12 protein-coding genes are annotated in these 13,676 nt (G+C 58.7%); 4 read left to right on the forward strand and 8 right to left on the reverse strand.

What is annotated here, in order from left to right; all coding sequences use genetic code 11:
* Positions 1-98 precede the first annotated feature (98 nt).
* Complete coding sequence (locus GKA01_RS06845) at positions 99-1,046, forward strand: diacylglycerol/lipid kinase family protein (protein ID WP_146860560.1); 948 nt, start codon at positions 99-101, stop codon at positions 1,044-1,046.
* On the forward strand, positions 1,039-1,980 hold the full coding sequence (locus GKA01_RS06850) for a hypothetical protein (protein WP_146860563.1): 942 nt from the start codon (positions 1,039-1,041) through the stop codon (positions 1,978-1,980). Before GKA01_RS06845 ends, GKA01_RS06850 begins: the two co-directional genes overlap by 8 nt.
* Before the next feature lie 34 nt (positions 1,981-2,014).
* On the opposite strand, the gene spt is transcribed toward GKA01_RS06850, so the two are convergent.
* The 8 genes from spt to GKA01_RS06890 form a co-directional block, all read right to left on the reverse strand.
* Complete coding sequence (spt, locus tag GKA01_RS06855) at positions 2,015-3,208, reverse strand: serine palmitoyltransferase (protein ID WP_146860566.1); 1,194 nt, start codon at positions 3,206-3,208, stop codon at positions 2,015-2,017.
* Positions 3,205-3,459, reverse strand: a complete 255-nt coding sequence (locus GKA01_RS06860; RefSeq protein ID WP_146860569.1) for an acyl carrier protein — start codon at positions 3,457-3,459, stop codon at positions 3,205-3,207. Before GKA01_RS06860 ends, spt begins: the two co-directional genes overlap by 4 nt.
* A 113-nt stretch (positions 3,460-3,572) precedes the next feature.
* Positions 3,573-5,384 carry a fatty acyl-AMP ligase gene (locus tag GKA01_RS06865; RefSeq protein WP_194265763.1) on the reverse strand — a complete coding sequence of 604 codons (1,812 nt, stop codon included), beginning with the start codon at positions 5,382-5,384 and terminating at the stop codon, positions 3,573-3,575.
* On the reverse strand, positions 5,384-6,514 hold the full coding sequence (locus GKA01_RS06870) for a sensor domain-containing protein (RefSeq protein WP_146860575.1): 1,131 nt from the start codon (positions 6,512-6,514) through the stop codon (positions 5,384-5,386). The genes GKA01_RS06865 and GKA01_RS06870 overlap by 1 nt, the downstream gene beginning before the upstream one ends.
* Positions 6,511-7,878, reverse strand: a complete 1,368-nt coding sequence (locus tag GKA01_RS06875; RefSeq protein ID WP_146860578.1) for a lipopolysaccharide biosynthesis protein — start codon at positions 7,876-7,878, stop codon at positions 6,511-6,513. The genes GKA01_RS06870 and GKA01_RS06875 overlap by 4 nt, the downstream gene beginning before the upstream one ends.
* A 174-nt stretch (positions 7,879-8,052) precedes the next feature.
* The gene (locus GKA01_RS06880; RefSeq protein WP_244289176.1) at positions 8,053-10,692 is read right to left on the reverse strand and encodes a TonB-dependent receptor; all 2,640 of its coding nucleotides are present in this window, start codon (positions 10,690-10,692) and stop codon (positions 8,053-8,055) included.
* Between the two features lie 167 nt (positions 10,693-10,859).
* On the reverse strand, positions 10,860-11,447 hold the full coding sequence (locus tag GKA01_RS06885) for an HD domain-containing protein (protein WP_146860584.1): 588 nt from the start codon (positions 11,445-11,447) through the stop codon (positions 10,860-10,862).
* Positions 11,448-11,495: 48 nt separating this feature from the next.
* Positions 11,496-11,684: a hypothetical protein gene (locus GKA01_RS06890; RefSeq protein WP_146860587.1), complete on the reverse strand. Its 189-nt coding sequence runs from the start codon at positions 11,682-11,684 to the stop codon at positions 11,496-11,498.
* A 138-nt stretch (positions 11,685-11,822) separates the two neighbouring features.
* Between GKA01_RS06890 and GKA01_RS06895 the strand changes: the two genes are divergently transcribed.
* Positions 11,823-12,020, forward strand: a complete 198-nt coding sequence (locus GKA01_RS06895; protein ID WP_146860590.1) for a hypothetical protein — start codon at positions 11,823-11,825, stop codon at positions 12,018-12,020.
* Positions 12,021-12,141: 121 nt separating this feature from the next.
* Positions 12,142-13,563 (forward strand): siroheme synthase CysG, encoded by a 1,422-nt coding sequence (cysG, locus tag GKA01_RS06900; RefSeq protein WP_146860725.1) that lies wholly within the window; start codon positions 12,142-12,144, stop codon positions 13,561-13,563.
* Positions 13,564-13,676 lie beyond the last annotated feature (113 nt).

The raw sequence follows: 13,676 nt of genomic DNA on the forward strand, positions 1-13,676 counted from the left end.
AGGCCGCGGGCACCGGCGCGCCATGTTCTGGCGGTTCCATCATAGCCGTGCTAGACCCGGCCGCATAGCCGAACGCCAGATGAAGATTGCCTCACCCAGTGCGCATTGCCTTGATCCATAATGCCCGTAGCCGGAAAAACCGCCGGAATGGTTCCAGTTTTGCTGCCGAGGCGCAGGCTCTTCTCGGAGACGAGTTCGTCCCTTCGGACAGTCGGGAAGGGACGACCGAACATGTTCGTCAACTCTATGAACGCGGGGTCGATACCATTGTTATCGATGGTGGGGACGGGACCGTCAGCACGGCTCTGACGGCCATTGCACGTGCCTATCCGGCGAACCGTTTTCCGGACATCGTGGTTCTGGCGTCGGGGAACACCAATCTGATCGCGGGTGACGTGGGCTTCGGCCTGCGGGGGATGGAGGCGATCCATCGTCTGCGCAAGGGCGCGCTCCGCTCCAGCATGCGTACGCCAATCCGCCTGTCATGGCCCGGAACAGACCGGATGCCGGTTCTGGGGCTTTTCGGGGGGTGCGCGGGATATGCGAGGGCCGTCCGGATCGCGCATTCGCCCACGGTTCTTCGCTTTGCTCCGCATGATCTGGCAGTCGGCATCACGCTTCTTTCGACCTTTGTCAGCCTGATGTTCCGTAGCAGTCGCGAAAGATGGCTGCGGGGCGATGCCCTGCGGATAGAGGAGGGTGGCCATGTCTATGACGGGCAGAGCTTCATGTTCCTGACGACGGGTCTGTCGCGGCTGTCGCGAGGGATCTGGCCTTTCTGGGATGCCGAACCCAATGTCGAAGGTCTGCGCTATCTGGATGTCAGCGCGTGGCCTGAGAGTCTTCTGCGCGCGACAGCCGCGTTGCTCTTTGGGCGCGCACCACGCTGGTTGCGCCGGCATCCCGATTACGTCAGTGGCCGTACGGATGACATGACGCTGGTCACGCAAAGCGATTTCGTCCTGGATGGCGAGGTTTTCACGGCCCCTCCCGACGGAGTTCTGCGTCTGGAACGGGCTCCTGCCTTCCGTTTCCTCCATGCCTGACCTTCTGGAGAGGCGTCTCATTGGCGAACTGACCACGCCGGTTGAGCCAGGTGTCGTGGGTTTTGCCGATGCGCTGGCCCGTGCGTGTCCTGTCCTGCCGCTTGGCGTGCTGTTTTACGGCTCCATGCTGCGAACAGCCGATCCCGAAGGTATTCTGGATTTTTATATCGTTACCGAGGACGCGTCGGGCTTTTCCGGCGGTCTGGTGGCCCGGACAGGAAACCTCGTCCTGCCTCCGAATGTCCGGTATGCGGAATTCCGTCATGGTACGAGGACCCTGCGGGCGAAGATCGCGGTCCTGTCACGCGCGCAGTTCGCGGCCCGGACAGGACTCGCCGCACTGGACACGACGGTCTGGGCCCGCTTCTGCCAGCCTGTGCGGCTGGTCTGGGTGCGGGATTCGGATAGTGCGGACGCCATTTTGTCGCTGATTGCGAACTGCGTGACGACTGCATCATGCTGGGCGGCTCTTCTGGGGCGTGCGTCCATGACGGCGCTGGAATTCTGGCAGATCCTGTTTGCCCACACTTATGGGTCCGAACTGCGTGTGGAAAAAAAGGGCCGTGGCAATACGATCCTTGAGGGGCAAGAAGCCCGTTACGAGTCTTTGCTGCCTCTTGGCTGGGCACGGGGAGGACTCGTGTTTTCAGCGAATGGCGAAAAGCTTACCCCTGCCATCAATGCTGCTCTTTACCGGAAATCCGTCAGACGCTGGGCTCTGGTCGAAGCCTCCGGGCGGCCTCGAAACGTGGCAAGGCTCGTAAAAGCAGCTTTCACGTTCGAGAACGGCGCATCTTATCTTGCGTGGAAAATACAGCGCCATACGGGCTTTGACATGCGGCTGTCGCCTTTTGAAAGCCGACATCCGCTCATGAACTTGCCAGTCCTGTTATGGCGCGCCCGACACCTTCTGAGTCGCCGTAAAGCACCATAAAAAAAGGGATCCAGATGGATCCCTTTTTTATGTCTTAAAGACCGAAATGTTTGGCCACCTCGCCGAAAACGGCGACGGCACGGTCGATCTCTTCAGGTGAATGGGCTGCCATAACCGAGCAGCGTAGAAGGGGACGATTGTCGGGTGTCGCCGGGGGAAGTGAAAGGTTGACGTAAACCCCGTTCTCCAGCAGCGCATTCCAGAAACCGACCGCCTGATCGACTGTTTCCAGCGTGACTGCAACGACAGGCGAGACATGCTCTCCCGTTTTGAGGCCGACCTTCTGAAGACCGGCATGCAGACGAGCTGCATTCTCCTGAAGCCGGGCCCGCAGTTCGGGGCGTTCCTGCATGTCTTCAAGCGCCGCCATGGTCGCGGCGATGATTTCCGGCGGAAGGGAAGCCGTGAACATGTAGGGGCGTGAACACAGACGCATCAGATCAACGCCGTCATGATCCGTGACGCAGTAGCCGCCGACGGTTCCAAGTGACTTCGAGAAGGTGCCGACAATGAAGTCGATCCCGTCCTCGCAGTCCTGCATCTCCGCAACGCCACGCCCATGGGCGCCAAGAACACCAAATGAATGGGCTTCGTCAGCCATCAGATACGCGCCATGGCGCGTCTTGATGTCCACGAATTTGTCGAGGGGGGCGACATTCCCCGTCATGGAATAAATGCCCTCGGCGATGATCAGCTTCGCTCCGGGGTGATCCTTGAGGCGTGCCAGACGTTTTTCGAGATCCACGGGATCGTTATGGCGGAAGCGAATGACCTGCGCGCCCGACAGCTTGGCGCCGTCGTAAATGCTGGCATGGCTGTCCGCATCGAGCAGTAGGATGTCGTCCTTGTTCACCAGAGCCGAGATCGTACCCAGATTGGCCTGATAACCGGTCGAAAACACCATGCAATGCTTGCGACCGAAGAAGTCGGCCAGCTGCGCTTCCAGCTTGCGGTGCAGGCCGAATGTCCCGTTTGCAATCCGCGAGCCTGTCGTGCCGACACCCATCGTCTCGGCCGTTTCCACGGCAGCGTCGATGGCTTTGCGGGACTGGCTGAGGCCGAGGTAGTTGTTCGTGCCAAATAGCAGGGTCTCGCGACCTTCGATAATTCCGACGCTGGCGGAGATCGGGCGTTCGATCACGACCTCAAACGGATTTCGAGGGGATGCGGCCGTCAGGCCGGAATAGGCCTCACGAAGTCCCGCGTGTTTGGCGAAGATATCCGTCACGCGTGGGCGACCTTCAGCGTATGCAAGCAGGCGGCGAGATCGTTGATGGTCCGGATATCCGCCAGCTTGTCGAGAGGAACAGAGACGTCCAGTTCATCCTCGATCTCCATGACGAAGTTCATGACGGCCAGGCTGTCAAAGGCAAGGTCTTCGACAATCTTGCTGTTGCCATCGATGTCCCGAGGGACTTTCGGATTGGCGAGCAGTTTTTCAATGATCATTCCGGAAATGACGGCGACGCTGTCAGCCATGGACTTCAACTCTCGGTATCTGTGCAATCTTGGGCAAGCCTTATGCTCCAAACCGGCTCCGTTCGCTACCCCTGCCCATACAGGCAGTCAGGCAGCGGCAGGCCGACCGGGCCTCAGGCGACCGAAGATGTGGTTTCGGGCTGCTGTTCGAACTGGCCGGAAAGCAGCATGGACTTGGCGCGGGCCCGGGTCAGTTTGCCCGAGGATGTCTGGGGCAGGGTGCGCGGCGGGACCAGAACGACATCCACATCGACCCCGTGCTGACGACGGAACAGGCTTGTGACTTCGTCGCGGAGCAAGTCGCGGCTGGTTTCCTCGGTTGCCCGGCACTGTACAAGCGCCACGATTTTCTCGCCTTCGTCGCTGTCCACCGAAAACACGGCGACGTCACGCGAACGCAGAGTGGGAATTTCGCTTTCGGCGGACCACTCGAGATCCTGTGGCCAGATATTGCGGCCGTTGATGATGATCAGGTCTTTAGCGCGTCCGGTCACCACGATCTGGCCGTTGAGATGATAGCCGAGATCGCCCGTATTCAGCCATCCAGCAGCATCCAGAACTGCCTCGGTTTCATCCGGACGGCGGAAGTAGCCGCACATGAGGCTGGGGCCGCGAACAAAGACCGTACCGACCTGTCTGTCCGCAAGATCGCGTCCTGTCGCATCCCGTACCTCGATCTGATGATCGGGGAGGGCCTCGCCGCACAGGACAAAAGTGCGCAGGGGATGGGACGGGTCGTTGGATGGTTCTGCAATTCCGTCCTTCTCGAGGCGGCGCAGATCAATGGTGTCGGTCTGGATGCCGGTATCGAGCGGAGCGAAACTGATGGCAAGTGTGGCTTCGGCCATTCCGTAGCTAGCGACGAATGCACTGGCCCGGAAACCATTGGACGTAAAGCGCTCCGCAAAACCTTCAAGGATATGGTGCCGGATCATGTCACCGCCGATACCGGCGATACGCCAGCAGGACAGATCAAGATCGGCCTGTCCGCTGCGGCGTGAGCACAGCTCGTAACCAAAGGACGGGCTGTAGGCGATTGTGCCGCGATTGCGGGAAATCAGGTCCAGCCAGACATGCGGGCGGCGTGCGAACTCTCGCGTCGGCAGGAGATCGACCGAAAGCTGGCAGGTGAGAGGCGTCAGGAAGAAGCCGACCAGTCCCATGTCGTGATAGAGGGGGAGCCAGGATACGCAGCGATCGTCACGCGGATCTTCGGCGGGATGAACGTGAAGCCCGTCACGCGCGATGGCGCGGGCATTTGCCATGCCGGCGGCCTGTGTGACCGAAACGCCCATCGGAAAGCGTGTGCTTCCCGAAGAAAACTGAAGGTAGGACAACGCTGTCGACGAGATTTCCGGCAGTTCGATACGGGCTTCCGCATGACGTGAGAGATCGGACGGAGAGCCACCAAAAACCAGATCGAGACCGTCGATAATATCTCCGGTCCAGCTTCCGATTACGTCTGGTACCACAACAGCCCGTGCGGCAGCGCTCTGGATCATGCCGCGCAGGGTGGCCACATATCCCTCACGTCCGCCAAAAGCGACCGGCAGCGGCAGAGGCGCCGGAACGAGGCCAGCGTACTGGCAGCCGAAGAAGATCCGCGCGAAATCGCCATCACTCTCTGCGACTATCGCCACGCGATCTCCTGGAACGAGACCAAGGCCCAGCAGGCGGCAGGCCATCGACCGGGCCTGTTCACGCAGCAGCCGGTAGGGCAGCGCCTCAAGAAGCTGTCCACGACCGGAATAGATGTTGAATCCACTCTCACCCTGCGCGGCGTAATCCAGTGCGGCGGCAAAGCTTGGGAAATCTCCGTAGCGTCTTTCCAAGCCGGAACGGCTGGGCGTCGGAACGGGAGTGGCGGTTGGGTTCTGTTTGGCCTCGGTCAAACCTGGACTAGCTCCGTGTGGATTGCCTGACATCAGGCAGCCCTTTTCAGAAAATCGACGATTGCATCCGCCGCAGCGGGCGCGGTGGGCTCATCACCCAGCGTTTCGAATGTCTCTAATACATATTGTCGCTGCGCCTCAAGAAAACGAGGGTGCGTTTCGAAGGCATTCCCGATCTTGAGCATCAGATTTGTTACATCCTCGGTCACCGGGCCCAGAGTCCAGAACTGATAGTCCGGATTGCCCTGCCATGTGACATGGTGTGCGTTGAGGAAGAGACAAGGGCGGGGACGGATCATGAATTCAGCCACCTGGCTACTGACATCTCCAAGATAGAGATCGGCGCCCATCGTATAGGTCATATCAATGCTGCGATGGCTTCCGGGATCGATGATCATGTGTGGCAGATGGGCATAGTCCCGCCTCAGCGCCTCGCCTTCCTCTCGATGATTGTCGAAAAGCCGAAAGTGAGGGGCGAAAACGAGATTATACGCGTCCTGAGAAGCAAAGACATCCAAAATCTGGCGCCCCATTGTCGGCCATGAGGACAGGCGGCGTACGAAATGGGGGTTATACAGCACTGTTGGCCGGCCGTTATTGAAAAGCTTCGGGCGTTTCGCATCCATGCGGCGTACGAGATCGAATTTGGCGTAGGTGCCACGGTGATACATCCCGGGGCGGATGATCTTTTTCTCAAGCATCCGCTGCTCGACCTTTCGTCCCGGGATCAGCAGGAAATCGAATTTACCGAGATGGCTTGCAAATCCTATGGCACGATCGCCCGCGCCATGTCCCGTCCAGATCATTCGGGGGCGTCGTACGCCCATTCGGCGAAGCTGAAGCGAGGTTGCCTCTGGCACAACGATCGCATCAAACGCACGAAAATAGTGGCGGGAGGCGAAAAGTCCGATCAGGCGGTCTACCACCCGCAGTCCATGCTGTTCGATACGTCGTCGAAGTCTCGCGGGGATGGGCAGCAGATCGAACTGGACGCGGGCTTCGGGGTATAACATGGCTAAAGATCGTGCCAGTTCCAGGTGGCTGACAGTCAGGCACGACACATGCACTGCGACATCATGGTGACGGGCCGAGACTTCCAGTGCAATCGGCAGGGCATGCAGGGTCTGGTGACGCTGACCGATCAGCGGAAAAGCGATCTTCATGCGGCGGCTCGTATGGGGGAGTAGGCAGTGCGGAGTACCACCACAAGCTGGATAACGATCAGAAGACTGACACCACACAGCGTGGCGGGCCCCACTCCGCTCAGGCCGTACTGACGCACCATCACCACAAGCGCGGGTAGAAAAAACGCACATTCCAGAAGACGTGCCCCGATCGCGGCTCCCGAATGGTTTGTCGTAAACAACAGGGGTTCGAGCGGTAGTCCCCAGACGGTGATGATTTCGGACGCGAGCAGCCACAGGGTCACGGGAAGGGCTTCGGTTGCGCCCTTATGGCCAATATAGACCTGAAGCAGGGGCCGCCCTGCGAAGAGCGTCAGCACCAGAAGTGCGGTTCCAATGCCGCCGGCAGTTAGTGCAATCTGAACGGCAAGACGGTAGAGCCTGTTCACGGACCGGTCGCGCCACAGACGGGCCATCTCAGGGTAAACAGTGGTCTGGATCAGCGTTGCGGGCTTGGCGATTCCGGCCGCAATCTGGCTTGCAATCCGGTAATACCCTGCGCTCGTCGGACCCACAAAAGCACCCACCACCAAGGTTCCGATATGTCCAAACGCGAGGGCCAGTGTCGAATTGAGGTTGGTATTCAAGGCAAAACGCCAGATTCCGGGATAGGTGCGGAAAAAGTGGCCGCTGAGAATTTCGGGTATAATGGCCCGTATTTCATGAAACAGCCCGCCGATCAGATCGCGACGATGCATTTCACGCGCAGCCATGAAAAAGAGGGTCGCCCAGGCTGCGGCTTCGGCTGTACCCCATACGCAGGCGAGGGCGGCGATTGATGGTGTGCCCAAAGCCATCAGGCCGGTTCCGATGACCCTGACAATCGTCGCTACTGTTCCCTGTGCAGCGAGGAGATCGTAGCGGTCAAAAACCCGGAGCAGTCCGGTTGCAGTTGCGGAGGTCATGAACAGGATGGAGATGCAGTAGAGAACTCCGATCAGATGGAGCTGTGGCGGCCAGCCCAGAAACTGCATGGCCAACAGGCTGATCAGAATACCGCAGCCAAATCCCGCAACGCCCCCTACACTGTCGAGAAGCAGGCTGAAGGAAACGATTTTTTGGAAACTGCGTCGGTTGCCCTCGGTCAACGGCTTCAGACCGAAATGTAGCACCGTCTGCCAGGACTGAAAATCAACGATGTCGCCCATCGTTCGCGCGAATGCATACATCATGGCGACGAGTCCGAACCCATAACTGCCGAGCAGGTGTGTCGCCATCCAGATATGAACGAGGCTCAGTGGCGCGTTGACGGCACGTCCTCCAAGAAGGACTCCCAGATTGCTCAGCGCACGCTGAACGCCACCCGGCCTGCCGGTTCGTAAAGACGATGAATCGTCCGACATCAATTTTCGGAAACTTTCGTGCTAGTCGTGTCGTTGAGCTAGAGCGGCACAAGACATAGGCATTTCGCCAAAAATCTGAACTCACTTTTTGTGACGAAAAATTGCGCTTCTGTGCGGTATGTTTTGTTCTGTCGCTGGATGGGATCGATTTCCGGATTTTAACCCGTATCTGTTTCAGACGGATTTGCGGATGGAGATGGACACAGTACGTCCTAATGGGTCAAGAAATGCCGGTTCATAACCCGCAGGTGTGACACCCGCGCCGTTTCTGGCCCGGATGCGGGTGTTGAAAAGGTTGCTGGCCGAGACCATAATCCGAAAATTCCGTGCCCAGTTCCGGTTTTGCCAGCCTGGTATCTCACCCAGATCGGCGAAGGCTGTCGTATCCACAGTTGCCAGATCACTGAAAAACAGGCTTTTGGCGTGCGTGCTGGCAAGGGTAGACGTGGCGGATTGCCATTTGGTCACCAGTCGGAACCCGAAGCCGTTCCGGAAGAAACCGCTCTGTAATTCTACTTCATGTCTGGGCTGGCCACCCGTACCGCCAATGGTGCCGCCGTTGAGAAGATCGATGGGGGATACGCCAGAGCGAAGTTGCACAGTGTCTTTGAGACGCCAGACCTGCGTCAGGACAATATAATACCGGCCCCCCGAGTGTTTATGGCCGTCTTTGCCAGACGGACTTTTGCCCAGCGGTCTGGAAAACGAAAACGTGGCATTCCACTCATTGCGTTTTTCCATTAGCGCGTTGACGGGGCGGAGATCCACCACATCAAGAACCCCATCTGAATTTCGCTGATAGCGGTCCGGAAAGGCACCTTCGATCGCAGCCGTCGCAGTGGGAAGGCTCACGACTGGGTTGTGGTTGCGATCCCGGACATAGTTCACGTGAAGCCGTGCTCCGTCCAGAAAAGTTGGAGAAATGATTGTTCCGATGCTGACTTCATGCCGGTCGGCCGCATGGAGATTTCTGTTGCCACCGGAGATGGTCGTCACCTGAACGGATCGGCCGGTCACATAATCATAGGTGGTGACATTCGGTGTTTCGATCCGGGGTGCCACCAGATCCGTTGCATCAGGTGCTTCCGTCCGGTCCGTGACGGAAAGGGGAAACTGGATCCATGAAACCGGTTCCCATGTCACGCCGCCGCCAATGGTGCCGAGCGTGCCGAAATGCGATACCTGACTGATGGCCCCGTTGACGTTGCCATCCAGTTTTCCGAGGAAAGACAGCACATGTTTGCGTGCGTTCGCGATCGGGATATCGCCATTGATCTGAAGCGTCCCGACATCGCGGCTGATATGGGTTTTCTGGAACTTTCCCTGACTGACAGACGTCGCGTTCTGCTCTGTCAGGGTGCCGGCGGGGGCGATGCTGGTCGAGACGTCACCGGCCGGCAGGGAAAACAGGGAACCTGACATGAGTCCGGTAATTTTTCCCGTCGTGCCGGTGGTATGACCGTAATTGACCAGTCTGCTGTTCAGCCAGCTTCGGTCCAGAGCGGAGAAAGGATCAAAGTCCGCAGCCCCGTCGGTCAGAGCGGTCTGGGCAGCACTCAGGTCAAGCCCGGTCTGACTGTTGGTTGAGGTGGTGGAGCGGTCGAAACTTCCGGTGCTGTTCCATTTCCAGCTTCCGACGTCCCCGTTGAAATTCACTCCGGCATGGACAGTGTCAGTATGCGATCTCTGCTGGAGTGGAGAAACGCTGGTGTAATCCCGATAAAGAAGCGTGTCCCGGGAGAAGGGGGAATAGGGATTCCCTGCGGGAACCGTGAGGATGCCGCGCGCCGGGCCTTGCAGACTTTCAGAATCGCTGTGGGTGTAACTGGCGTTGAAGGATGTGGCGACGTCTTTGAAGATCTGGTCGGCGTAAACACCATTCAGGGTGAGGTCATGTGTTCTGGGCTGAAGACTGTATGAGGACGCATTCGAACTGACATGCGGCGCATTGGCGTAGGTGGTGAAGTCCTGAAGTGTGGGGATCTGGCCGCTGGTGAGTGAGGGAACGCCTGCGCTGGTGACGCTCTGTCCGACAAGGGCATCCAGGGACGGGTCGATACTGCCTCCCGTGGACGAGGCAATATTGCCGTCATTGGCGTAAAGGCTGCTAGCCGACGGTGGCGTCACCCCCCTATCACTGTCGAGCAGGCGCGCCTGCGCCTCGTAGCGTGCGCTCAGATTGATCCGTCGATCGCCCGTGATTTTCGTGAAGCTGGCTCCGAGTACGCCGTCGTCGCCTCCGCCATCGGTAGAGGTGCTGCCATAGGCCCGCATCCGGACGGCTCGGAAATTCTTGACCGTGATGATGTTCACCACGCGCTCGTCCGCAGGATAGCCGTAGCGGAGGGCTTCTTCTTCGGTAAAGATTTCAACGCGTGAGATGGCTTCGAAGGGCAGGTCGTTGACTTCCTGCATTCCGGAAATGCGCTTGCCGTTGAGAAGCACCACCGGGCTGTTTCCTGTCGCGCCCCGGCCGGAGCGCGTTTCCGGCGAGATGGCCGTAAGCAGGTCGGCTACCGTATCGACGCCATAGGAGCGGATCTCGTCGGCCTGGATCTGCATGATCGGCTTGGCGTCCCCCAGCACAGCTCCCGCCGGTCTGTGTCCTTTAACCACGATTTTTTCGTCTCCGTTTGCGGAGGTCGTTGACGTGGTGACTGTGGTGGCACTGTGGGAAGGGGCAGGGGGTGTGGAGGCAGAAGACGTCTGGGCCAGTGCGGTGGAGGAAGACAGAAAGCTTCCAAAACCCAGAACGACACCGGGGATGACATGTGTCAGGGAGCGTATCCGAAATGGAGCTATCTGAGTTTTCACGTCATAATCTGACATGTGCTGTTCTGAATGCTCCTGCATCGCGTGCGGGGCTGGATCCGTCCGCACGGGCGGAGCGTCAAGAATCTGCAATGGTCTTGTAACTGAAAGTGACCATTTAAAGCTGATTCTGACTGATCAGGGGCGTGATGTCGAGCATTAACGGCCTTTCAGCCGTCAATCATGCTTCGTGTGCGCTGCATGTTCAGGCGTGTTTCCCGATCAAGAATGGCCCGGATGCGACGGGTCAGATCTGTCGCGTCTGTATATCGGCGGCCGTATGTCAGATTGAAGGTGTGATCGAAATCATCCGGATTCAGTCCGGCATTGTGCTGGCTGATGGTCTCGATCTTGTCGAACGCTTTGGCGAGACGTGCTTCGGGTGAGGCCGCATGTTCATATTCGTCCCAAAGGGAGAGAAATTCAGACTGAAGCTCGTGGGGAAGGGGAACCATGATGGCCAGAAGATCTTCACGTTCCTGCGCGGCCTTTCCGGCGGAAGCTGTCTGCGAAATAGCGGGAACGTCCCCGTGAATAGCCTCGCCTAGATCATGAATGATGCAGATTTTCAGAAGCTTCAGAAGATCGATATCGCCAAGCTGATCGGCAAACGTCATGACCAGCAGACACAGGGCCCAACTATGCTCGGCAGTGCTCTCGGTATGGCCGTCGTGCGTATAGGTCCGTCTGAGAATATCCTTGAGACGGGAAGCTTCCCGAAGAAAATCAAGGCGTTTTGCGAGATCGCCCTCTGTCATGGGGTGCGTCCTGTATGGGGTGCTGCGCCGTGGAATATGCCAGAAATCCTATCCGACAAGTGCGTGCAGAACCTCATATCCCACGAAGACCGCTACAGACACAAGCATGATCAGGACGAGAAAACCCGGCCCTTCCTGAAGTGACTTGAAAATTCTGACCATAAGCTGGGGCATGGTGACAGTTCCGGAGAAGAAAATCGGCTGGTTGATGCGGGTAACCGGGAGTGGATTTCTCAAGTAGTAGCATTATCCGGCGCAAAATGACGGAATTTATTCATCGTCCGGCTTTCTGTCACATTTGGTTATATGATGTGGCAAGGAAACCCGGATCCCCGCGGTGTCGTTTCCCGCCAGATTATTTCAAAGGAGACAGTGATGAAAAAGATTCTCGCTCTGCTTCTCGGGGGTGGCCTGACCCTCTCGATGACAGCCTGTGCCGGCCCTTATGACGGCGACCGTCATCATCATCGCCATCATGATCACTGGCGGGGCATGAATGGACCGTCCCGCAGCGGACCGGGTATGGGGAGCCCGAACATGAATAATGGACCGGGCCGTCAAGGAAGCTGGTAATTGGCTTTCACGCTCTTGCTCTGAATGGAAGGGAGTGCGGAATTTGACCTTCGGGTCCGGGTGTCGCTGAATGACGGGCATGAGTTTGCCATCCCGTCCTGATCCGGAACCGTCCACGTCCATGCTGTCCAGTCCTTCGCCATCCAGTTCGGATACCCCGTCCCAGACGGGATGGTTCCCGATATCGCTCCGTCTTGAGGGCGCGCGCGTGCTGCTTGTCGGAGGGGGGGAGATTGCCGTCAACAAAGGACGGCTTCTGCTCGATCACGGGGCACGGATCGACGTTCTGGCTGAAAAACTGCACCCAGTCGTGAAGGACTGGGTGGAGGCGGGCAAGGTGACGCATGTCGGCGGGGATGCTGAAGACGCGTTACTGCGGACATATCTGCCAGGCTGTAGGCTGGTTTACGCAGCAACGGACAGCCGGGAGGTCAATCGCCGGGTTGCGGCCCTGGCTGACGAACTGAATATCCCGGTATGTGCCGTAGATGATCCCGCCCCTTCCAGCTTCATCACGCCTGCGCAGGTTCGTAGAGGTCTGGTGCGTGTTGCTGTCTCCACAGGTGGGGCAGCGCCTGTTCTGGCGCGGCGCCTTCGGGAGCAGATCGAGCGGCTTCTGCCGGAAGGAACCGGACGTCTTGCGACCTATATGCAGGCGCGACGTGCGCTGGTGTCTTCCCGTTATCCCGAAGTCGGAGATCGCAAGCGTATCTGGGAGGATTTCCTGGATGGTCCGGGTGCGGACGCTGCCCGGCAGAGCGATGAAGACCGCGCCGACATGTTTCTGAATGGACTGCTTGAAACACGCGTCCGTAAGGGAGAAGTGTGGCTTGTCGGTGCCGGTCCAGGGGATCCGGATCTGCTCACTCTCAAGGCCCTGCATCTGATGCAGAATGCAGATTCCGTGCTTTACGATAATCTGTTGTCGCCTGCGCTGCTGGATATGGTCCGGCGGGATGCCGAACTGGTGTTCGTTGGCAAGAAGCGCGATCGTCATGCGTTGCCTCAGGACGAAATCAATCAGGAAATGGTGCGCCGGGCTCAGGCCGGCGAGCGTGTTCTGCGCCTCAAGGGAGGAGACCCATTCATTTTCGGGCGGGGCGGCGAGGAGATCGAGGCGCTGGTCGAAGCCGGGGTGTCCTTTCGTCTGGTTCCCGGAATTTCAGCTGCGAATGGCTGTGCGGCCTGTTCCGGTATTCCTTTGACGCACCGGGACTGCGCACAGGCGTGTCTTTTCGTCACCGGGCACGCCCGGGCGGACGGCGTTCTGGACCTGCCCTGGGACGACATGGCCGATCGTCGACAGACCGTTGTGATCTATATGGGCATTTCGACCCTGCCTCAGTTGGTCACGGGTCTGCGCGCCAAGGGGCTGCCTGCTGACTGGCCGGTGGCGATCGTGGAGCGCGGAACCCAGCCGTCCCAGCGTGTTCTGACCGGAACGCTGGATACGATTGCGGGGCAGGCGGCGCAGACCGGTGTGAAGTCCCCTGCGCTCGTGATTGTCGGGCAGGTCGTGCGTCATCGGGTGGTTTCGCCCTGATGGCCTGCGCAAGGAGTGGCCCTGCGTGAGAAGACGGGCGCTGCTCTCAGCCATGCTTTGACCGCATATCCCTCCTGAACTTCCTGCGGGTTGCCCGTCGGCATCCCCGCCTG

Source organism: Gluconobacter kanchanaburiensis NBRC 103587 (assembly GCF_007988905.1).
GTDB classification, from domain to species: Bacteria; Pseudomonadota; Alphaproteobacteria; order Acetobacterales; family Acetobacteraceae; genus Gluconobacter; species Gluconobacter kanchanaburiensis.

What these genes read in the sequence shown, in the direction of transcription:
- GKA01_RS06870 (WP_146860575.1), bottom strand. Translation starts at nt 6,514, where the DNA reads ATGAAGATCGCTTTTCCGCTGATCGGTCAGCGTCACCAGACCCTGCAT.
- cysG (WP_146860725.1), top strand. Translation starts at nt 12,142, where the DNA reads ATGCTGTCCAGTCCTTCGCCATCCAGTTCGGATACCCCGTCCCAGACG.
- GKA01_RS06885 (WP_146860584.1), bottom strand. Translation starts at nt 11,447, where the DNA reads ATGACAGAGGGCGATCTCGCAAAACGCCTTGATTTTCTTCGGGAAGCT.
- GKA01_RS06875 (WP_146860578.1), bottom strand. Translation starts at nt 7,878, where the DNA reads ATGTCGGACGATTCATCGTCTTTACGAACCGGCAGGCCGGGTGGCGTT.
- GKA01_RS06860 (WP_146860569.1), bottom strand. Translation starts at nt 3,459, where the DNA reads ATGGCTGACAGCGTCGCCGTCATTTCCGGAATGATCATTGAAAAACTG.
- GKA01_RS06850 (WP_146860563.1), top strand. Translation starts at nt 1,039, where the DNA reads ATGCCTGACCTTCTGGAGAGGCGTCTCATTGGCGAACTGACCACGCCG.
- GKA01_RS06865 (WP_194265763.1), bottom strand. Translation starts at nt 5,384, where the DNA reads ATGTCAGGCAATCCACACGGAGCTAGTCCAGGTTTGACCGAGGCCAAA.
- GKA01_RS06895 (WP_146860590.1), top strand. Translation starts at nt 11,823, where the DNA reads ATGAAAAAGATTCTCGCTCTGCTTCTCGGGGGTGGCCTGACCCTCTCG.